General features: G+C 47.1%; 17 protein-coding genes, 1 rRNA gene and 1 pseudogene. All 19 read left to right on the plus strand.

The genetic code is table 11. The annotated features are described in order from the left end of the window. Positions 1–90 (plus strand): 5S ribosomal RNA (gene rrf, locus CIK95_RS03735); the annotation flags it as partial. A 371-nt stretch (positions 91–461) separates the two neighbouring features. After that, positions 462–1,064 carry a DUF6621 family protein gene (locus tag CIK95_RS03740; RefSeq protein ID WP_094466306.1) on the plus strand — a complete coding sequence of 201 codons (603 nt, stop codon included), beginning with the start codon at positions 462–464 and terminating at the stop codon, positions 1,062–1,064. Between the two features lie 6 nt (positions 1,065–1,070). Further along, a complete protein-coding gene (locus CIK95_RS03745; RefSeq protein WP_094386278.1) occupies positions 1,071–2,297 on the plus strand; it encodes a saccharopine dehydrogenase family protein in 1,227 nt (408 codons plus the stop codon). Positions 2,298–2,313: 16 nt separating this feature from the next. After that, the gene (gene recA / locus CIK95_RS03750; RefSeq protein WP_022311312.1) at positions 2,314–3,345 is read left to right on the plus strand and encodes a recombinase RecA; all 1,032 of its coding nucleotides are present in this window, start codon (positions 2,314–2,316) and stop codon (positions 3,343–3,345) included. Positions 3,346–3,632: 287 nt separating this feature from the next. Next, entirely contained in the window at positions 3,633–5,534 is a 1,902-nt protein-coding gene (dnaK, locus tag CIK95_RS03755; RefSeq protein ID WP_022311311.1) for a molecular chaperone DnaK, read from the plus strand. 209 nt (positions 5,535–5,743) lie between these two features. After that, positions 5,744–6,307: a helix-turn-helix domain-containing protein gene (locus CIK95_RS03760; protein WP_094386282.1), complete on the plus strand. Its 564-nt coding sequence runs from the start codon at positions 5,744–5,746 to the stop codon at positions 6,305–6,307. After that, on the plus strand, positions 6,304–7,566 hold the full coding sequence (locus CIK95_RS03765) for a site-specific integrase (RefSeq protein WP_094386285.1): 1,263 nt from the start codon (positions 6,304–6,306) through the stop codon (positions 7,564–7,566). Before CIK95_RS03760 ends, CIK95_RS03765 begins: the two co-directional genes overlap by 4 nt. Positions 7,567–7,578: 12 nt before the next feature. After that, positions 7,579–8,211 carry a hypothetical protein gene (locus CIK95_RS03770; protein ID WP_094386287.1) on the plus strand — a complete coding sequence of 211 codons (633 nt, stop codon included), beginning with the start codon at positions 7,579–7,581 and terminating at the stop codon, positions 8,209–8,211. Further along, complete coding sequence (locus CIK95_RS03775) at positions 8,208–8,606, plus strand: hypothetical protein (RefSeq protein ID WP_094386289.1); 399 nt, start codon at positions 8,208–8,210, stop codon at positions 8,604–8,606. The genes CIK95_RS03770 and CIK95_RS03775 overlap by 4 nt, the downstream gene beginning before the upstream one ends. Before the next feature lie 194 nt (positions 8,607–8,800). After that, positions 8,801–9,178: a helix-turn-helix domain-containing protein gene (locus tag CIK95_RS03780; protein WP_094386291.1), complete on the plus strand. Its 378-nt coding sequence runs from the start codon at positions 8,801–8,803 to the stop codon at positions 9,176–9,178. Beyond that, positions 9,175–10,404: an AAA family ATPase gene (locus tag CIK95_RS03785; RefSeq protein WP_094386293.1), complete on the plus strand. Its 1,230-nt coding sequence runs from the start codon at positions 9,175–9,177 to the stop codon at positions 10,402–10,404. The genes CIK95_RS03780 and CIK95_RS03785 overlap by 4 nt, the downstream gene beginning before the upstream one ends. Before the next feature lie 46 nt (positions 10,405–10,450). Continuing rightward, entirely contained in the window at positions 10,451–11,089 is a 639-nt protein-coding gene (locus CIK95_RS03790) for a DUF6371 domain-containing protein (protein WP_144007714.1), read from the plus strand. Positions 11,090–12,047: 958 nt separating this feature from the next. Further along, positions 12,048–13,646 (plus strand): ABC-F family ATP-binding cassette domain-containing protein, encoded by a 1,599-nt coding sequence (locus CIK95_RS03795; RefSeq protein ID WP_094386297.1) that lies wholly within the window; start codon positions 12,048–12,050, stop codon positions 13,644–13,646. A 47-nt stretch (positions 13,647–13,693) separates the two neighbouring features. Then, positions 13,694–14,092: a transposase gene (locus tag CIK95_RS03800; protein WP_254046412.1), complete on the plus strand. Its 399-nt coding sequence runs from the start codon at positions 13,694–13,696 to the stop codon at positions 14,090–14,092. A 1,244-nt stretch (positions 14,093–15,336) separates the two neighbouring features. Beyond that, a complete protein-coding gene (locus tag CIK95_RS03805) occupies positions 15,337–17,169 on the plus strand; it encodes a hypothetical protein (protein WP_094466308.1) in 1,833 nt (610 codons plus the stop codon). A 25-nt stretch (positions 17,170–17,194) separates the two neighbouring features. Continuing rightward, positions 17,195–17,392, plus strand: coding sequence for a hypothetical protein (locus tag CIK95_RS03810; RefSeq protein ID WP_144007715.1), 198 nt, complete (start codon positions 17,195–17,197; stop codon positions 17,390–17,392). Between the two features lie 655 nt (positions 17,393–18,047). After that, complete coding sequence (locus CIK95_RS03815; RefSeq protein ID WP_144007716.1) at positions 18,048–20,033, plus strand: hypothetical protein; 1,986 nt, start codon at positions 18,048–18,050, stop codon at positions 20,031–20,033. A 22-nt stretch (positions 20,034–20,055) separates the two neighbouring features. Continuing rightward, the gene (locus CIK95_RS03820; protein WP_144007717.1) at positions 20,056–20,256 is read left to right on the plus strand and encodes a hypothetical protein; all 201 of its coding nucleotides are present in this window, start codon (positions 20,056–20,058) and stop codon (positions 20,254–20,256) included. A gap of 670 nt (positions 20,257–20,926) precedes the next feature. Next, a pseudogene (tnpB, locus tag CIK95_RS13615) lies at positions 20,927–21,226 on the plus strand (IS66 family insertion sequence element accessory protein TnpB); the annotation flags it as partial. Positions 21,227–21,270 lie beyond the last annotated feature (44 nt).

A 21,270-nucleotide genomic window follows, 5' to 3' on the forward strand; every position in this document is an offset into this window, starting at 1 on the left:
CCCACCTCTTCCCATTCCGAACAGAGAAGTTAAGCCCACTTGCGCCGATGGTACTGCAATGCAATGCGGGAGAGTAGGTAGCCGCCCTTTTTCACGAAGAGCCTTGGTCACGACAGTGACTGAGGCTCTTTTCGTTGGTACATGTGTCATAGTTGGGCAAAGATGATGATAGTTGCCATCCGATAATCAAATTGAACGTAACTTTTTTTGAATAAAAAGGTAAACAGTCTCGACAAAATGGAAAAGGCGGCTTGTTTCGGATGGTTACTTTTTTCTAATGCCGATTTGGGATAAATGATAGTTCTCCGGCGTCCATTCCCGTGTAACCCACCCGTCCACACGCTGCAACCACAACAACGCTACACTCCGCCTTGGGGATAGCTACTGACTAAACGATGCGGGTGGTCAAAATAATTGGTTGGTTCTTGATTTATATCGAAAAAAAATGGTACATTTGCATCATGAATATACCTGAAACAGGCAATATAAAATGGAGCGAGACGGTGATAATCGTCGATGCCGATTTCCTGGACCATGTGGCTTTTGACCTCATAGTCAACTTTGAACGTATGATAGGCCGCCGCATCCCCCAGGCCGATATGGCGCAGTGGGCTGTGTGTGCCGCTCTCGACGGCGGACTGCGCCCCGGAACCCACGAGACCCAGGTGGTGCTGATACACGATGCCGGCTCGCGCAAGATGGCCAACTTTGCGCCGGCAGACTATGAGGCTGAGCTCGACGGCAAAGCCTTTGCCGACGAGCAGTTGGGCGAGTTTGTCTTCAGCCACATCCCCTCGGGCGAGATGGCTGCCAAGCGCGACATCATCCTCGACCTGCTGAGCACGCTGCTCGGCCACGAGGAGGTAAAGCGGCTGGTAATAGTGCCCGACGACCAGGATGCCGAGCTGATGGACATCGTGAGGTCTACGCTGCGCAACGCCGATGATGACAAGCGCATCACCGTGATGGCCATGCAGCCCATGATGGGCGGCAACTTCCGCCAGGAAATCTTGGGCTACTCGTTGATGAAAGCCTTAGGAATAGAATCTAATGAAATAAAATAAAGTGAAATGAGCAGAGTATTGATGATTGGCGCCGGAGGCGTCGCAACGGTAGCGGCATTCAAGATCAACCAGAATGCCGACGTGTTTACTGATTTCATGATTGCCAGCCGTCGCAAGGAAAAGTGTGACAAGATAGTCAAGGCCATAGGCAATCCCAATATCAAGACAGCACAGGTGGATGCTGATGATGTGGAGCAGCTGAAGGCTCTCTTCAACGACTTCAAGCCCGAACTGGTAATCAACCTGGCCCTTCCCTATCAGGACCTCACCATCATGGAGGCCTGTCTGGCTTGTGGCTGCAACTACCTGGACACCGCCAACTATGAGCCCAAGGACGAGGCTCACTTCGAGTACAGCTGGCAGTGGGCTTACAAGGAGAAGTTTGAGCAGGCTGGCCTCACCGCCATCCTCGGTTGTGGTTTCGACCCCGGTGTGAGCGGCATCTATACCGCCTATGCTGCCAAGCACTACTTTGACGAGATACACTATCTGGACATCGTAGACTGCAACGCCGGCAACCACCACAAGGCTTTTGCCACCAACTTCAACCCCGAAATCAACATTCGTGAGATTACCCAGAAGGGTCTCTACTATAAGGACGGTGAGTGGCTCGAGACCGAACCCCTGGCCGTACACCAGCCCATCACCTATCCCAATGTGGGCCCGCGTGAGAGCTATCTGATGCACCATGAAGAGCTGGAGAGCCTGGTCAAGAACTATCCCACCATCAAGCAGGCACGCTTCTGGATGACCTTCGGCCAGCAGTATCTCACCTATCTCGACTGCATCCAGAACCTCGGCATGTCGCGTATCGACGAAATCGAATACGAGGCTCCGCTCGCCGACGGCTCGGGCAAGAACGTGAAGGTGAAGATAGTGCCCCTGCAGTTCCTCAAGGCTGTGCTGCCCAATCCTCAGGACCTGGGCGAGAACTACGACGGCGAGACCTCTATCGGCTGCCGCATACGTGGTATCAAGGACGGCAAGGAGCGCACATACTATGTATACAACAACTGCAAACACCAGGAAGCCTACAAGGAGACTGGCATGCAGGGAGTAAGCTACACCACCGGCGTGCCCGCCATGATTGGTGCCATGATGTTCTTCAAGGGACTCTGGCGCAAGCCCGGCGTGTGGAACGTGGAAGACTTCGACCCAGACCCATTCATGGAGCAGCTCAACAAGCAGGGACTGCCATGGAACGAGGTGTTTGACGGTGACCTGGAACTCTAAAACCTGAATAATCATTATGGCAAAGAAAGAAACAAACGAGGAAATGCAGCTGGCACAGGAGGGCAAACTCAAGGCGCTCCAGGCTGCCATGGCCAAGATAGAGAAGGACTTTGGCAAAGGCTCTATCATGAAACTGGGCGACCAGAACATCGAGAACGTAGAGGTGATTCCCACCGGCTCCATCACGCTCGACATCGCACTGGGCGTGGGCGGCTACCCCAAGGGCCGCATCATCGAAATCTATGGTCCCGAGTCGTCGGGTAAGACCACACTCGCCATCCATGCCATCGCCGAAGCACAGAAGCAGGGCGGCATAGCTGCCTTCATCGACGCCGAACACGCCTTCGACCGCTTCTATGCAGCCAAGCTGGGTGTGGATGTCGACAATCTGTGGATTTCGCAGCCCGACAACGGCGAGCAGGCACTGCAGATAGCCGACCAGCTCATCAGTTCGGCTGCGGTAGACATCGTGGTAATCGACTCGGTGGCAGCTCTTACGCCCAAGTCGGAAATCGAGGGCAGCATGGGCGACAACAAGGTAGGTCTGCAGGCACGCCTCATGAGTCAGGCGCTGCGCAAGCTCACCGCCACCATCTCAAAGACCAACACCACCTGTATCTTCATCAACCAGTTGAGAGAGAAAATCGGCGTGATGTTTGGCAACCCCGAGACCACCACCGGCGGCAACGCGCTGAAGTTTTATGCCTCGGTGCGTCTGGACATCCGCAAGGGCTCGGCCATCAAGGATGGCGACACCGTGATAGGCAACGAGACCCGCGTGAAGATTGTCAAGAACAAGGTGGCACCTCCCTTCCGCAAGGCCGAGTTTGAAATCATGTTTGGCGAAGGCATCTCCAAGACCGGAGAAATCCTGGACCTCGGCGTAGAGTATGACATCATCCAGAAGAGTGGCAGTTGGTTCTCCTACAATGGTGCCAAGCTCGCCCAGGGCCGCGACGCCACCAAGGCGCTGCTGCGCGACAACCCCGAACTGTGTGATGAACTCGAAGCCCTCATCAAGCAGGCTATCGAAGAGAAGAAAGACTAAGACCGCATAGACCATAAGGAAGCTCTCCCCGAGCAGGGAGGGCTTTTTTTGTGCCATTGCGCGCGTGCGCGCACGTACCTTTATATTATATATACCCCTGGGCGGCGCATCTGTGGCAAGGGCGAGGCTGGCGACTGTCACACTTTTGGCAGAAATGACCATCGCGGGAATGACACAACTGACATATTTGGCAGATATTTGGTGCGCAAGTCGTCTCTTGGCACACCTTTTGTATTAAGATGGTTGTAAAAATAATAACGTAGAATAAAAATAAAAAATATACAATTATGGGAAAGATTATTGGAATCGACTTAGGTACAACAAACTCTTGTGTATCTGTATTCGAAGGCTCAGAGCCTGTAGTTATCACCAACAGCGAAGGCAAGCGCACAACTCCTTCGGTAGTAGGTTTCGTCAAGGACGGCGAGCGTAAGGTGGGCGACCCCGCCAAGCGTCAGGCCATCACCAACCCTACCAACACGGTATTCTCTATCAAGCGTTTCATGGGTGAGACCTATGCACAGAGCCAGAAAGAGGCTGAGCGTGTGCCTTTCAACGTAGTCAACGAGAACGGTTATCCTCGTGTAGATATCGAAGGCCGCAAGTATACTCCTCAGGAGATTTCGGCCATCATCCTGCAGAAGATGAAGAAGACTGCCGAAGACTATCTGGGCCAGGAGGTTACCGACGCCGTAATCACCGTTCCTGCATACTTCTCTGACTCTCAGCGTCAGGCTACCAAGGAGGCTGGCCAGATAGCTGGTCTTAACGTGCAGCGTATCGTCAACGAGCCTACCGCAGCCGCTCTGGCTTACGGTGTAGACAAGGCCAACAAGGATATGAAGATTGCCGTATTCGACCTCGGTGGCGGTACATTCGATATCTCCATTCTGGAGTTCGGTGGCGGCGTGTTCGAGGTACTCTCTACCAACGGTGATACCCACCTCGGTGGTGATGACTTCGACCAGGTTATCATCGACTGGCTTGCCAACGGCTTCAAGGCCGACGAAGGCATCGACCTGACCAAGGATCCTATGGCTATGCAGCGTCTGAAGGAAGCTGCCGAGAAGGCTAAGATAGAGTTGTCAAGCTCTACCTCAACCGAAATCAACCTGCCTTACATCAGCGCCGAGGGCGGTGTGCCCAAGCACTTGGTTAAGACCCTCACCCGCTCGCAGTTTGAGCAGTTGGCCCACAACCTGATTCAGGCTTGTCTCGTACCTTGCCAGAACGCTATGCGCGATGCCGGTCTGCAGGCATCTGATATCGACGAGGTCATCCTCGTAGGTGGTTCAAGCCGTATTCCTGCCGTTCAGACTCTGGTAAAGAACTACTTTGGCAAGGAGCCTTCTAAGGGCGTAAACCCCGATGAGGTAGTAGCCATCGGTGCTGCCATCCAGGGTGCCATCCTCAACAAGGAGAGCGGCGTGGGCGACATCGTATTGCTCGACGTAACTCCTCTGACACTGGGTATCGAGACTATGGGTGGCGTAATGACCAAGCTCATCGACGCCAACACCACCATCCCCTGCAAGAAGAGCGAGGTGTTCTCTACCGCCGTTGACAACCAGACCGCTGTGACCATCCACGTACTCCAGGGCGAGCGTCCTATGGCTTCTCAGAACAAGAGCATCGGCCAGTTCAACCTCGAGGGAATCGCTCCCGCACGTCGTGGTGTGCCTCAGATTGAGGTAACCTTCGATATCGACGCCAACGGTATCCTCAACGTAAGTGCCAAGGATAAGGCCACCGGCAAGGAGCAGGCCATCCGTATCGAGGCTTCGTCTGGTCTGAGCCAGGAGGAAATCGACCGCATGAAGGCTGAGGCCGAGCAGAACGCTGCTGCCGACAAGGCTGAACGCGAAAAGGTCGACAAGATGAACCAGGCCGACTCGATGATTTTCACCACCGAGAACTTCCTCAAGGACAACGGTGACAAAATTCCTGCCGACCAGAAACCTGGCATCGAACAGGCTCTGCAGCAGCTCAAAGACGCTCACAAGGCCGCTGATGTAGCCGCTATCGACAGCGCCATCAACAACCTCAACCAGGTAATGCAGGCTGCCAGCGCCCAGATGTATCAGGGTGGAGCTCAGCCCGGCGCAGGTGCTCAGCCCGGCGCAGACCAGCAGACCAACAGCAAGCCAGATGACAACATCCAGGATGCTGACTTCGAGGAGGTGAAGTAATATTGACAACTATCAATAACGATAAATAATGAAATGGGTGTAGCTCAATGAGTTACACCCATTTTTATTTTGGTTAATCTTTGTATAATTACCGATTTCTTCCGATTTTTATCTTATATTTGTACCATATTTGGAACGCGACCTAATTTCTGACAAGGTGCGACTTATCCATACTTATACATACATAATCCCACTTAAAACGGTACAACATGCCATCTGCTAAGTTTGAGATTAAACGGAAGTGCCAGTATTGCGGTAATACATTCATCGCAAAGACACTTGATTCGAAGTACTGCTCTCGACGATGCTCTCAAAGGGCCTATGACCAAAGAGAGGCCGCCAAGAAGAGGATGAGCCAGCTGAATGACATCGTGGAGAATATATCCGAGGCCAGAGATTATATCTCTGTCCACGAAGCGGTAGCCATGTTTGGCATCAGTAGAGATACCATTTATCGGTTGATAAGGAAGGGAAACGTTCCTGCCATCAATATTGGGCAGCGACTTACAAGAATCAGCAAAAGTAAGTTGAGCGAAATGTTTCCGCTTCGCGCAGAACCTATTGACAGAAGTAGAGCATTGCCTAAGTCCTATCACCTTGAGCCAGAAGACTGCTACACCATTGGCGAAATCTCCAAGACTTATGGTATAGACGACAGTACGGTCTATGCCCATATTCGAAAATATTCCATACCAACAAGGCAGATAGGCAACTTCGTCTATGCGCCCAAAGAAGATATTGATCACCTTTATAAAGATGTTGTGAAGTCATGAAGAAACCACTCCCCAACACCAAGTGTACTGTAAAGCTCCGTAAATCGGAGTATCGTGAAGAATGGTATCTCATCATTGAGAGCTACCCAGTGTTTGCCTATCCTGGCGCTAAGCCGTCACGGCACAAAGAGGCGCTGAACCGTACCGTTACTACCCCGGTATGGGATAAGAGTCGACCATCACGGCCTAAAGCCGACGGCTCTGTGTCGTACAAGCCCAAGCGGGACATCAACGGAGTCATTGTATGCCGCTCGGATATGGATAATGAAGCGTGCCGCTATGCCGACAAGGTGAGAGCCTTGAGGCAACGTGAATACGACAATGCCGCACTCTATACGGACAACGAGGCTGAGCAGGCAGCACAAAACGAGCGGTCGATGCAAAACTTTATCCCTTACTTTAAGCAGGTATCGGAGAAGAGGCATAGAAACAGTTCCGATTCGATAATCATCAACTGGGGACGTGTCTATGAGCTACTGAAGATTTATGCCAATGGCGATACGATACTCTTCAGGGATATTGACCTGAGCATGATAGAGAACTTCAAGTTCTTCGTACTGTATGCTCCCAAGGGAGGCAATAAGTCGGGGACTATATCACAAAACACGGCTTCCACCTATTTTGCCATCTTCAAGGCAGGACTGAAGCAGGCTTTTGTGGACGGATACCTCACCGTGGACCTTTCTGCTAAGGTGAAGGGTATTCCCGAAGAGGAAAGTCGGCGCGAACATCTTACCATTGGGGAGCTCAACACCCTTGCACAGACACCTTGCGACTGTCCGGTCATCAAGCGGGCAGCCCTTTTCTCTGCTCTAACCGGTCTTCGTCATGTCGATATAAAACTGATGACGTGGCAGGAAGTGATAGAGGACGGAGAACACTACCGGCTCGATTTTACGCAGCGTAAGACGCATGGCGTGGAATACATGCCAATATCCTCTCAGGCTTATCAGCTATGCGGAGAGCGGTTGGATGGCAAACGACTGGTGTTTGAGGGGTTGCCGGACCCTTCATGGATTTCTAAGCCACTGCAACGGTGGATTCAATCGGCCGGTATCACTAAGCATATCACCTTCCATTGTTTTCGCCATACCTATGCTACGCTACAGTTGGCCAGTGGTACCGACATCTATACTGTGAGCAAGATGCTTGGACATACTAACGTGAGAACGACGCAAGTTTATACCAAGGTGGTCGATAAAAAGAAGGAGGATGCTGCTAATGCAATCAAGATCGACCTGGACTTAACAAAATCATAAAATTTACCGCACATGGCAAATCTTATTGAAGAGATAACCAATCGTCTGCTATTGGTAAACAAAACTATACCTTCCAAGAAAGCACCCGAAGAGATCGTATTCGAGGATGCTTCGGTTCTCGCAGAGTTCTTTGCTGATTTCCAATATACGAACCACCTGATTGATGCTGCGGAGAAACAGGCGCAAGAGAATATACATGCCCTTATCGAATGTAACGGTAAACTGCTGGATGCCATTTTCTCTTTCAAGTCATTGGACCTTCAAATTTGGAAACAGGTGGATTATATTCGTATGGCGAAGAAACATGATGACATCAATCTGAAAGAATTGAGAGTGGTGGAAGAGGCAGCAACTAAGCTTTGGAAACAATATCAGTCAGAGAGCAACCGACTGGGTATGATGCCTTTCGACACACCGGAATTCATCCAGTTGGACAAGAAATGCGATCAGAGTAGAGAAGATTATTACAAGGCTCATGAGTTGGCAGAAAAACAATTTGACATATACAGGAAAGTGATGAACAAGTGTGCCCATGTGTACTACTTTGAAATGCAGTTCCTGGAAATTTTGATTGATAAGATAGCGCACATAGCACAGTCGATTATGGCAGATGCTAAGCGAATGGAAAAGGAGGTTGGCACATGAACAACGAGATTCTCCTCTTGAAGGAAACAGCGAAGTTGAAAGACATCGTTGACTTGGGCGTTTGCGTTGCCATTTATCAAACTTGTAATGGTCGCCAGTTTCGGGACATGCCGGGAAGTGTCTTTGTCAACTTCATGAATTTGCAGGTGTCTAAAGATGTAGTGTGTCCGCTGCCCCGTGAGAATCAAAGAATCTGCTACATGATCTATGCGGTATCCCTCACCATCACTCCCGCCAATTATGCCCGTCATTGGGTCTTGGGAGTGCTGGAAGTATGTGGTATTACTGTCGACTACTATGATAAGCACCACAAGGATTTCCTTAGTGTTACAGCCTCAGAAAAGAACAAAATATACGTTGAACAGATTAAGGAGGCCATAAAGAGGGCCTTATAAGGACAAAAGCCACAGAAAAAAGGCATTCTTCCACAATCCTTACATACATTAACAAATATCGGATGTATTAACTGCTCATTATCAAGTAGTTGTCGCATCCTATATTTTTGTATTCCCACAAAATGCCACACAGAGCCACACGAGGGCTTTGCTAATTTTGCATACAGAGATTTACTAATTAAAAGGATAAAATCATGTTGCAAAACCAGATTACATTTAACGACATACCCCAGCTGATGGTGGATGTGCTTGCGAAGCTCAAGGAGTTAGACGAGAAGATGGACAGACTGGCGCCTTCCGTGAAAGCTGATGAACCACAGTGGTTCAACGTGTCCGCTTTGATAGATTATCTGCCCAACCATCCGGCCGAGCAGACCATCTATGGCTGGACGAGTGCGAAGAAGATTCCTTTCCACAAGAGAGGAAAGAGTATTCTCTTCAACAAAGCCGAGATTGACGAGTGGTTGAACGACAGCACTCATCATAAGTCGGTGCAAGAGTTGGAGCGTGATGCCATGTCTTACATCAGTAGCAAGCGAAATGGAGTCGCAAAGAAAGGAGGTTGGAGATGAACTTAAGAAACTGCATCAATGGACTCTACGACTTGGACAGCAAGCGCTATGTAGAGTATGTAGTTAAGAAGGAAAACGCAGAGTCTTCTTACTCATTAGCATCAAGCCGTGTGAAGATGCTTGGTATCGAGTTGGGGAAAGTCCAGCAGAATGCTGATGGCATACCTTCCAATGTAGGGGTGTTGTCCATCAAGAGTGTCAACCAAGCCATGAGCGAGGCCAGTCTGCGGAGCAACCCAAAGGAGTTGTTCGGACCGTTTTGGTTTGAAGGAGAAATAGGATGTCTCTTTGCCGACTCCAATGCCGGTAAGAGTATTCTTGCTGTGCAGATTGCAGAAGAGATAGCGAAGAGCTATAAGGTCCTCTACTTTGATTTTGAACTTTCCGACAAGCAGTTTCAACTACGCTATACAGACAATCAGGGCAACTTACACCATTTCCCGCCAACGCTGTATCGAGTGTCGCTGGAGCCTGACAATCTCGCTAATCTCGATATACCCTTTGAGGATGCTGTGATCCGAGATATTGAAAAGGCAGCCGTTGCTTGTGAGGCCAACATCATCATTATCGACAACATTTCCATCCTGTGCATGCAGATGGAGAAAGGTGATGACGCTGCCAAACTGGTTCAAAATCTCAGAGCATTGAAGAACAAATATGGCTTCTCCATACTGATTATAGCACACACGCCAAAGCGTGACATGAGCCGTATCATCACGCAGAACGATTTGGCAGGTTCGAAGAAGTTGTTTAACTTCATCGACAGTTGTTTCGCACTTGGTACCAGTGCCCAGGGCAACAGCATCCGTTATCTTAAGCAGATAAAGGTGCGTAATTGTGGAATCAAATTTGGAGCAGACAACGTGAGAGTTTACAGTATAGAGAAGGATGGTGCGCTCCTGCATTTCGTCTACCATCACGACTCGCCTGAGCATGATCATCTCAAAGAGCAGAATCGGGAGGATTTGAAAATGGAGGTGAAAAAGCGTGTCGGAGAAGGACAGACCGTTCGGGATATCAGCCGCGAGCTGGGCATCTCAAAATCAGCTGTTGGACGTATCAGACAGGAGGTTTGTCACAGCACGAATAAAGCTGTCCCAACAAAAGACATGGGACAGCAGGGACAGTCGGGACAGCAAACGACGCAATCGAGACGGGAGTGTCTCGCTAATGGCAACCTTATGTTTGATTCCGTTACGGAAGGAGGTGACGATGTGCCATTCTGATCTGATCCACTATCTTCCCTTCGACTATGTGGTTAGCTCATGGAGCATGGAAAATGATTTCTTCCGTTTCCTTCGTGAGAAGTGCCACGTCTGTACGGCTGAACTCGAACGGTTATTGTGTCGTTATCTTATCGGTTCTACCCGTGATGGAGGTATCATCTATTGGCAACTGGACTTCAACGGCAATGTCCGGACGGGAAAGGTTATGTATTATGACGCAAATAGCGGTCATCGAATCAAGACAGGCATGGCAGTTGATTGGATACATTCCCGATTGAAGCGAAAAGGCTTGTTACCCGAGAATTTTGCGATTACACAGTGTCTTTTTGGTGAACACTTGCTTCATAGTGATGACATTGGAAAGGCTGTTGCTTTGGTGGAATCTGAAAAGACGGCCTTGCTCGGCTCCCTCGTCTTCCCCGACTATATCTGGGTGGCGGTCGGTGGAAAAGCAAACTTCAAGCCTGAGCGTATGGTAGCACTATGCAACCGCACGGTGATTATCTTCCCTGATGTGGATGCCTATGACGAATGGAAGGAAAAGTCAAGAAGATTCTTCTTACCTAAACGCGTAATCGTGTGTGATTTGCTCGAACGCCAGTCTTCAGCAACAGAGCGTGGAGCCAAGATAGATATCGGCGATTGGCTGATAGCAAGTCTCATAGAACGGGCAAATTTCTCCTGAAGGCAAGCTACGAATGTGGTTGTGTAGTCGTTTTTGTTTACAGATAGAGGTCTTTATTCCGCCCTGAGCTTGCTCCACAAGAGCCTTCTTGTAAGGGCGAAAATTCCGTTAATGTAAGTTAACGGTAATTAGGCTTACCGATTTTGCAAACCGGCGGTTGCTTTAGGGCTGAGTCTTGGAAGATGCTACGAGATAAGCAAGCTTATCAGTTGGAAGAATAGTTTACATCAAGAAAGGACAAGGTTCATTACAAGGCCTTGCCTTTTCTAGTTGATTAGCCTGTTCCGTCACAACATCACTGTCCCACATGTCCCAGTCGTCCCCTGTCTCTATATGGGACAGCTCTATCATATATAGCTGTTCGATATCTACTTCCTTCAATAACCAATAAGAATAAACTATCACAATCGAAGACGTTCATCGTATCGAAGATAGAAACGTACAACTTCATGATTTGTAATATGTAAAAAATATTTTTTGTCTGGCGGCTTTGCTTGTAAAGATGTTCTTTATGAGAATTTGCTTCTATGCAACAGCGATTTTTTGAAATCGCTAAGCCTAATTAGCGTTAATATACATTAACGCAAAAATCAGCCTTGCAAATGAAGGCATATGTGGAGCAAGCTCATGGAAAAGATGAGATGTTTTGTAAATAAAAGAGAGAAGGGTGCGTGTACTATTGTAACGTGAGTTCGATGAATTTAGCATAGCCGTCCTCATGGATGTGTATTCCTTCAAGTTGTACATATTCCATAATTTGCCGAATCTCTTTCACATAATCTGGAAAAAAATTGGTGATACCAAATAAAAGTATTACCTTTGCAAAAAATTTATTGCAATCATGTAAGAAACGGAACTATACACATATCAGTAGTTGATGGTCGGAAGTGGTTCGACACATTAAGTATAGTGTATTTATCTATATCGTTTTTCTAACATTTTGGTAATTGCAATAATTATGAGCATTAAAGTTCATGGTTTGTCTTATATACATCCCAATAAAGACATTCTTTTCCAAAACATCAGTTTTTCCGTTTCCGAGGGAGAAAAATGTGCCATTGTTGGCAACAATGGCATAGGCAAATCAACACTTCTGTCAATAATAGCAGGCAACACCTCAGCAGCAACAGGTAGTGTATTATGTAGTACAACTCCTTATATTATACCCCAGCATTTCGGTCAGTTCAATAGCAAGACTGTCGCCGAGGCATTAGGCGTATCAGATAAGTTAAACGCCCTGTCTTCAATTTTAGGAGGGAATGCCTCAATGGATGACTTCACTGTGCTTAATGATGAGTGGGATATTAAAGAGAGACTGCAAGAAGCATTTGCCCGATGGGAAATAGGGTATGTGACCCCCGATATGTTTATGGGTGATCTCAGTGGTGGAGAAAAAACAAAGGTGTTTTTAGCCGGAATGTATTTTTTTCATCCCTCAATTATATTGATGGATGAACCTACCAACCATCTCGATATAAGAGGTCGCGCTTTGTTGAATGAGTTTGTTCGCCATACAAACGATACAGTTTTAATTGTCAGCCATGACAGGGTTTTGTTAAACATATTGTCCTCTATATATGAGTTGTCGCCATCCGGGATACAGTTCTATCCAATGTGCTACAGTGATTACAAAAAAACTGTTGACGCAAGGATAGCTTCAATTGAAGCCCGTGTGCAGAATCAACAGAAGGAATTGGCAAAAGCCGAGAAAGAAGCCCAAAAGGTAATGGAACGACAACAAAAACATGCTTCAAGGGGAGAGAAGCAAAGTTCAAAGAAGTGTCTTGCCCGTATTGCTCAGGGAAACCTGCGAGATAAATCGGAATCATCAACAAGCAGATTAAAGAAGATATATCAAGAAAGACTACAGGCTATGAAACAGAATGTCAATAACCTGCAGACATCAATTTCTAAACATTCTTCGATGCAGGTTGTGATTGGTAATTCACAACTTCCCGAAAACAAACGATTGTTGGAACTGGTAAATGTGACATATCAATATCCCGGCAGGACCATTATGTGGATAAACTCACCATTGAATCTGTCGATATATAGCTGTGAGCGGATTTGGCTTCAGGGAGACAACGGTTGCGGCAAGAGTACATTGCTTAAGCTTATAACGGGAGAATTGCATCCTACGGATGGGAAGATTAAGATGAATATTCCTTTCAACGCGCTTTACCTTGATCAAGAGTATTCTTTCTTGAATGACAATATCACCGTATATGAACAACTTGAATCCTGCAATGGTAAAAAACCGGAACATGAGCTGAAAATGCTATTGAACCGTTTTCAATTTCCAGTGCATACGTGGGATAAGAAATGCTGTAATCTTAGTGGAGGCGAGAGAATGAAATTGGCTCTATGCTGCTTGCTGGTCTACGAAAAGGTTCCCGATATGATTATTCTGGATGAGCCAACGAATAACATAGATATATCAAGTATGGAGATTCTGGCTGATACTTTGAAGAATTACTCCGGAACACTTCTGATTGTCAGTCATGATGAGCAGTTTGTTCAGGATGTAGGAATAACGCGAATAATTAAACTGAAATGAGGATGTCAGCTGAACTGTGTCATAGACTAAGACAATAAAATTAACTATTGTTCAAGTCAGGCAAGCCCCTGTTTGGTAAGGATGGTGCCTTCCATCAAGTATTAGAAGATTTCCTAAACGACGCTCTGGAGGGTGAGATGCAGGGCCATCTTGAGGCAACGAAGCCCGAGAGTGGTAATCGGCGTAATGGTAAGATGCGCAAACAACTTCAGACCGAGTATGGCCCTGTAGAGATAGAGACACCTCGCGACCGCGACGGTCGTTTTGAACCCGAAACGGTAAAGAAGCGTCAGACCATTCTTGCCGAGGGACTTTCTGACAAGATTATCAGCCTTTACGCAAGTGGTCAAAGCCTGCAGCAGATCAGTGACTTCATAAAGGAGAACTATGGCAGCAGGATCTCAATGGAGACTATCAGCAACATCACCGATAAGGTATGGGATTAGATTAAGGCATGGCGCAACCGTCCCTTCGACGAGGTGTATCCAATCGTCTGGCTGGATGCCATTCATTATAACGCAACGACAAGGGTTCTGCTGAGTCGCGTGCTATCTATAATTTACTCATGAGGTTTCCGTAGAGTGAGCAACGGGAATGGACTAAATAACTATTGCATTATCTTGGAATCTATTATGAAAAGCCCCAAGTAAGAGTAAAATTTCCCAGTGTGTGGTGTTACCAAACGTTAACTACTTATTTGCCGTACACCTGTTAGAATCCACCTTATTGATGTTTATCTTTCTCTATTTATTCCTATCTTAGAAGCAATCCATATTTGTCCCAAGTAAAAGTAAGCGTCTGATAAGCAGTATGGTACATTTTCGAGGAGGTTAAGTAATGCCGAAAGGTAAACACATAATAGACTATAAGCAAAAGCGTGCAGCTCAATGAGTTGCACGCTTTTTGCATTTATGGGATTTTGTTACAACCATATCCACAGCAAGAAGAAACTTCTCTTTCCTTTGGTTAGACTGGATTGAACTATTAGACTCTATGGGAGACGCATGGAGAGGCACGTAGCGGGGGCTCTTTTGTTGTATCTGGTATGGGTCACGCATTACGCTCCTAACAACCCGATCCACAGCAGAGAGAGTCTGCTATCCCTTTGGGATGGCTGGGATAGGGCTTCTGGATAAGGCTTCTCATGTGGGCTTGGTGAGCGACTTATGCGCCTTTTCTGCCTTGATTACTGTGATTATTGTGTGTATTGTCGCGTTTTAATATAATTTAACCCACATGACCTTGCTTTTTAACACCTTTGTTGACCTTTTGTCATAAATATGCCGTATTTTTGCAGAAAATTAACGCTGTAATGGTTACTTTACGCTCCATCCACGCTCCATCCATTCCCCGCTCGCTGCTGCGAGTGGTGCGTTGCGTGTCGCTTGGCTGTGCTGAGTGCCATTTCTGTTTACACCTATTTTATATATAACCCATTCAACTACTGATATTCATTAACAATTAAAAACTATAAACATTATGACAAAACATTTACGATTAATCATGCTATCCCTATTCGCAATGATTTGCCTGGGGGGGGTATTCGCAGAGTGAAGTAATTATCTGGCAAGAGGATTGGACTGGTGCTAAAGCAGGCCAAAAGGTCAATAAAATTAATACTAATTATTCTGCCCAAAATGATGGAACTACAATTTATAATGAAAAACTTGCAGGAGGTGTAGCGCCTGAATTGCTCCTCAAAAAATCAGATACATTTGTAGTTACAATAGAGGATTTAAAAGGGTGTAGTGGCGAATTGACTCTTACTTATAAATCCAACAATAAGAATATTACCAGTATTAAGGCTAATGATAAACCTGTTACCTTTACCTTAAACGATAAGGATAGAACTGCAAAAATTACTATTAATGAAGGAACCACTTCTTTGAAGTTAGAGTTTTCTTGTAAGGAGAATACTCGTTTAGATAATTTCAAGTTAGTAGGCAATGCCGCTGGTGAAAGTCAGAAGAAGACATCCCTTTCTTTCCCAGGTGAAGGTGTCACCTTAATTAACGGCAAGTTGGCAAACGGCGACGATTTTAATGGATACACTGCAACTGAGAAGGATAAGGTGGCAGGTGACATCGTTTACGCCGCTTCAGGTGATGGCGTAGCCACAGTAGATAAAACTACTGGTGAAGTTACCGTCGATCCCAATGTATCTGGCACAACGAAAATTACCGCTACATTCACCCCTAACGAAGAAAAAACATACGCTGGGTCTACCGCTTCTTATACTATAACCAATACTAAGGTATACACATCAATTGCCGACCTCAAGAAAGATATTACGACAGTTAAAGAAAAATCTTTCGTTCTTAATCTAACCAATGCAATCGTTACTTATACTAATAGAAACAGTGCCTTTATTCAAGATGAATCTGCGGGTATTTTCATTTATATCAAGGGTGGTCACAAACTCGAAGCAGGAAATACTTTTACAGGTACAGTTAATGTCAAAGCGATGCTTTTCAACGACCTCGCCGAGATTACGAGTTGGACATCTACTGTAACACCTACTCAATCTGAGGTACCAGAACCTGTAGTAGTAACTCTTGCAGAACTCAAAGGTGACAACTATAGTAAATATGAAAGTGTACGTTGTAAGGTAGTGGGAGTTACCGTTACCAAAGGCATGAATGTCCAAGATGGAGAAATATCCCAAAATGGTACTATTATGCCTGTTCGTGGCGGAGTACAAGGCTTAACAATGAATGAAAGTGCGATCCTCGACATGATTGGTTATCCCAGCATTTACGATGGCATTAAGCAATTCCAGGTATGGAAGAATAGCGATATGACAGAGCATCAGACTGTCAAAGAAATCACCCTCTATGAGGATCGCGACAATACTGTAGAGGCGGCTGAGAATGTCAATGTTACCTTGAAGCGTACGCTGGTTGGTGATGGTGACTGGAACACACTGTGTGTGCCATTCTCTCTTACCGAGGCTCAGACCAAGGCTGCTTTCGGTGCCGACGTAGAGTTGCGCGAGCTTGAGAGCGTAGCGGGCAATACCCTTACATTCAAGACAGTCAACAGTGTGACAGCTAATGTTCCCTGTTTGATCAAGGTGACAGCGGCTGGCAATGAATATAAATTTGAAGGTGTTTCTACCACAGCTGTTAAAAATAACAGAGATTATACTCTCTCACTGGTTGAAGGAAATATACTGTTCCTCGGCATATATTCAGCTATGGATGTTGTAGAAGCAGATTTGGCAGGATCATCTACTAATGGCTATTACGCATTCCTCGGCGCTAACAATACGTTCTTCAAGGCCAAAGCAGGTTCTACGATGAAGGCATTCCGTGCATTCTTCTCCGTTCCTAATGATGTTAATACTAAACAGCTCAAGGCAGTCATCGACGGCACAACCACAGGTATCGAAGACCTGGTAATCGACGGCGTTAAGGCCAACGGTCGTGTGTACAACCTCAACGGACAGTATGTAGGCAACAGCCTCAACGGCCTACAGCCAGGCATCTATATCCAGAATGGCAAAAAGATAGTAGTAAAGTAATAAACATCTAAATATATATATGATCATGAAGCAAAAATATATCATGCCCAAAGCAGAGCTAATTGAAGTAAAAGCAAATGCCATCCTCGCAGGATCGAATACTTTCAACGGCAACTCCACAAATTTCAATAATTCCACTATAGTCGAAGGTGGCCAGGACGCAGCCCGCTCAATGCGTTTCGACGTGTGGGAAGACATCGACGAGACCAACGGTTATAAATAATCCATAGCCAAGGGCACGAGGGATATATAAGCCCCAGCCCACAGATAATGACCAAACCAGCCCCCATGCGACGAGCTAATCGCATGGGGGCTAACTGTTTTCAGCCAGAACCCATGGCGGAGCTGGTGGTAACTTAGGACTTTTGCCTGCAATAACCCAAAACGGTCATTAGGCAGTTTAGGTTTATCATTATTTCGTGGTGTGAAATGGCTGTTTCATGGTTTGCAACCATTGTTTCAAACCTTGAATTATGTAATTCATGCTTTGGCTTCAGAATGTTGTTGGACTCCTTGCTTTTGTCTTTTGTGACTATGAGCGCCATGTTGATGGGCTGGCGGTAGTGGATGCTGTCGCCGGGTGTCAGTAGGGTAGTTGAGGTAGTCTTGAGTGCTGCGCTGATGCGTGTCTGTGGTGAAATGTGACCTGTAGTAGTGGCTATTTGTGGTGTTTAGCATTATTTAACATGAGTACTGCATTCTTTCTCTGTGCTTTCTGCCCGATAGTCGTAGATTTGATGTAGCTTTGTAAGGCAAAACAGCGTTGCTGGCGGCGCCTGACTCGCTCTTCGGGATTCGGGACTATAGGCGGGCGGCTCAAGCTGTGGTGCAGGAAATGATATTCTACCATAATACTGAATCTAAAAACTATTAATGAGATGAACAATTATCTACGATGGCTTGTGGCTGTCCTGTTTGCTACGGTCTGCAACTTAGGATATGCGCAGAGCAATGAACCTGAAGTGACGTTGGATTTCACTTTGGCATCCAACCCTTGGCAACTGAAAGAGGGTAGCTATGAGATGAATAAGAAGGCATATACCTACGACGGATATACCATTGAAATCGAAGGTTCACACTATCTGAATAAATCTGAAAGCACTTACTTCCTGCAGTGTCAGGACGAGGCGTATGTAACATTGCCCAAGTTCAATTTCACCGTGTCACGGATAGTTCTGGAGATATATACTCCAGCCAATGCATTGAAGAACAGCGTGTATGTCGGTAACAAGGTTGTGGTCGCCGCTGCTGCAGGCGCGGCCACATGTGACTTTGCTATCCCTGAAGGTAATCAGAGTGCTGGCACTATCTATAAAATTCATAATACTGGCGGCGCAGTCTCAAGAATCAAACAGATAAAAATCTATGGACAGCCTGGCTCTGCCAAGACTCCGACATCAATCTCCTTCGACGGACTGATGGGCGAAGGCATCACGCTGACGGATGGAAAAACGTCGAGCGGCGAAGTTTTTACTGGCTATCAGGCTGTGGAGAAAAACAGCGTGCCTGGCAAGGTGAGCTATGAAACAAGCGGTGACAGAGTGGCTGAGGTCGATGCCTCTACGGGCGCCGTCGTGGTGCATGCCAACGTGTACGGAACGATGACAATCACGGCAACATTCCAGCCCGAGGATAAGGAAAAATATGCCAGTTCGACCGCCCAATATACCATCACCAATAAGCGCGTCGGCACCTATGCCTTCCACGAGTCGTTTGATCAGTGTGACGGCAAGGAGGGATGGTATGGCTTTGCTGCCAAAGGAGAGTGGGATGCCAGTAAGATGGATAATGTGTGGAAGCATACAGGCACTGTCTATCTGGGCAGCGGCTGTATCAGGATAGGTCCAGACCATGGCAGCGTGACCACGCCTGTCATAAGGGTCGATGGCAGCGCCGTGCTGACATTCAAGGCTGCCATGTGGAAAACCCAGAATGAGCAAACCGATGTGGTGGTCACTATCTCTGACGGCTCGCTGACCTATGGTGACAAAGCGCCAGCAAAGAAGGTGTCTGTGACTCCCATCAAGGCGCAATGGACTGACTATGAAATGGTGATAACAGGCACGGGAGAGTTCACGCTGACCTTCGCCAATGTCACCAACTCCAAGAACAAAGAAAACAACCGCTTCTTCCTCGACGAAGTGACAGTCACAGAGAGCGCAGCCCGTGAAATCACCCTCAATGAAGAGAAGGCCAATGTCATTGAGACAGAAGGCAAGGCCAATGTAACCCTCCGTCGCACGCTCTATGACGATGGGTGGAACACGCTCTGTCTGCCTTTCTCTCTCTCCGAGGCCCAGGCTAAGCTGGCTTTTGGCGACGGTGTGGAGCTACGCGAACTCGAGAAGGTTGAGGGCACTACCCTCATCTTCAAGGCGGTCAAGGGCCTGACAGCCGGCGTTCCCTGTCTCATCAGACCGTCGCGCGTGGCAGAAGACAATACCTATACCTTCTCTGGCGTGCAGACAACGGTCGTCACCGCCGACTCAAGGGCGAAGGATGCTGTGGGTGGAGCCATATCTTTCACGGGCATTTACTCTCCCGTCGACGTCACCGGTTGGGCCGATTCTCATAATGAGTATGTGGCTTTTCTCGGTGCTGGCAACAAGTTTTTCCGAGCCTTGTCAGGTAAGCCTATGAAGGCTTTTCGCGCCTTCTTCATAGTCCCTGAGACTACTTCGGTCGCAGCTGTAAAGGCAGTAATCGATGGCACTACCACCGCCATCGGCGAGCTGAACGTCGACGGTGACAAGACCGGCGGCCGTGTGTACAATCTCAATGGCCAGTGCGTGGGTACCAGCCTCGATGGTCTGCAGCCCGGCATCTATATCCGTCATGGCAGGAAAGTGATAATAACCAAGTAATAACCTCATGATACGTATGAAGATGAACAGACTCAGATACACGGCGCCCGTTGCCGAGAGAATATCCATCAGCCACAATGCCCTGTTGACAGGCTCGCTCAGCGACGATGGCACCAATGGCGACCTGTCTGGCAGCAAGGACAATGACTACCTCGACCAGGCCCGCACTCCCAGCAACTTCAACATCAGGGAAGAAATAGACGTGACCAACGGATATCGGTGAGTAGTATCTCTATCGACAATTAGACCTAAATACGAGTCTTGTGATTTCATGGCAACTCGTTGATGTTGGAAGTCAGCAAGAGAGTATGCCAGAAGATGGGTTCCATCCTCGTATAAGACTATGGGTTAGAGAAAGCGATAACCACCTTTCAGAAGAGACTGGTTGGCGGCTCATGAACAAGGCAAGAAGAGCTGCCCCAATCTTCTTCTGTGAAGAATAATATCTTATATTAGAAAAGGTATAGGTTATGAAAATGCTTGCGGACTTTGCCTTGACCATTATCGGCATCCCTTTAGCGATGCAGACGTACCAACCTGGGCGGCTCTGCCTTTTGCGGCTTGGCAAAGACGTTGACTTGCATATTAACCCCAATCGGTCTAATGACCAATTGGGGTTTAATTCGCAATAGCGCGCTATTCCTGCTATGAGTAACGCCTACGGCTAAGCGCAACACTTACAGTATTGCTATGATAGGTTCGGTGTAACCATCCGAAACAAGCCGCCTTTTCCATTTCGTCGAGACAGATTACCTTTGTCCTCAAAAAAAGCTATGTTCAATTTGAATGAGGACAACCGTATTGTTACGGCGCAGCATCATACTGATATGCGCATGGGCGTGAATGGTATGTGTGGGCAGGTCCGGCAAGTGGGTCTGTAACCGGCTAATGGTGACGTGTATATATTTGTGGGCAAGTCTCACACGACAATGAAGTTGCTCCATTGGGAACGTGGAGGAGATGTGATGTACTACAAATGTTTGGAGCAAGGCCGTTTCCACCCTCGCATATTACTTCGTCAGGGCATAGGCTTCAGGTCTATGCGCTGGGATGAGCATGTACTTCTGATGGAAGAAATGTTTGAATCGTACTTTTTGCCGTTCAAAAGAAATAAATTCCACCTTTTGCACTACCCTTTCGTCATTATATTCATAAAAATCATCAAATTATTGTTGATTGTGACGGTTATTTGAAATAAAAGCAGTACCTTTACAACTGATAACATTTTATCTATAAA

The organism is Prevotella sp. P5-108 (assembly GCF_002251385.1).
In the GTDB taxonomy this organism is placed as follows: Bacteria; Bacteroidota; Bacteroidia; order Bacteroidales; family Bacteroidaceae; genus Prevotella.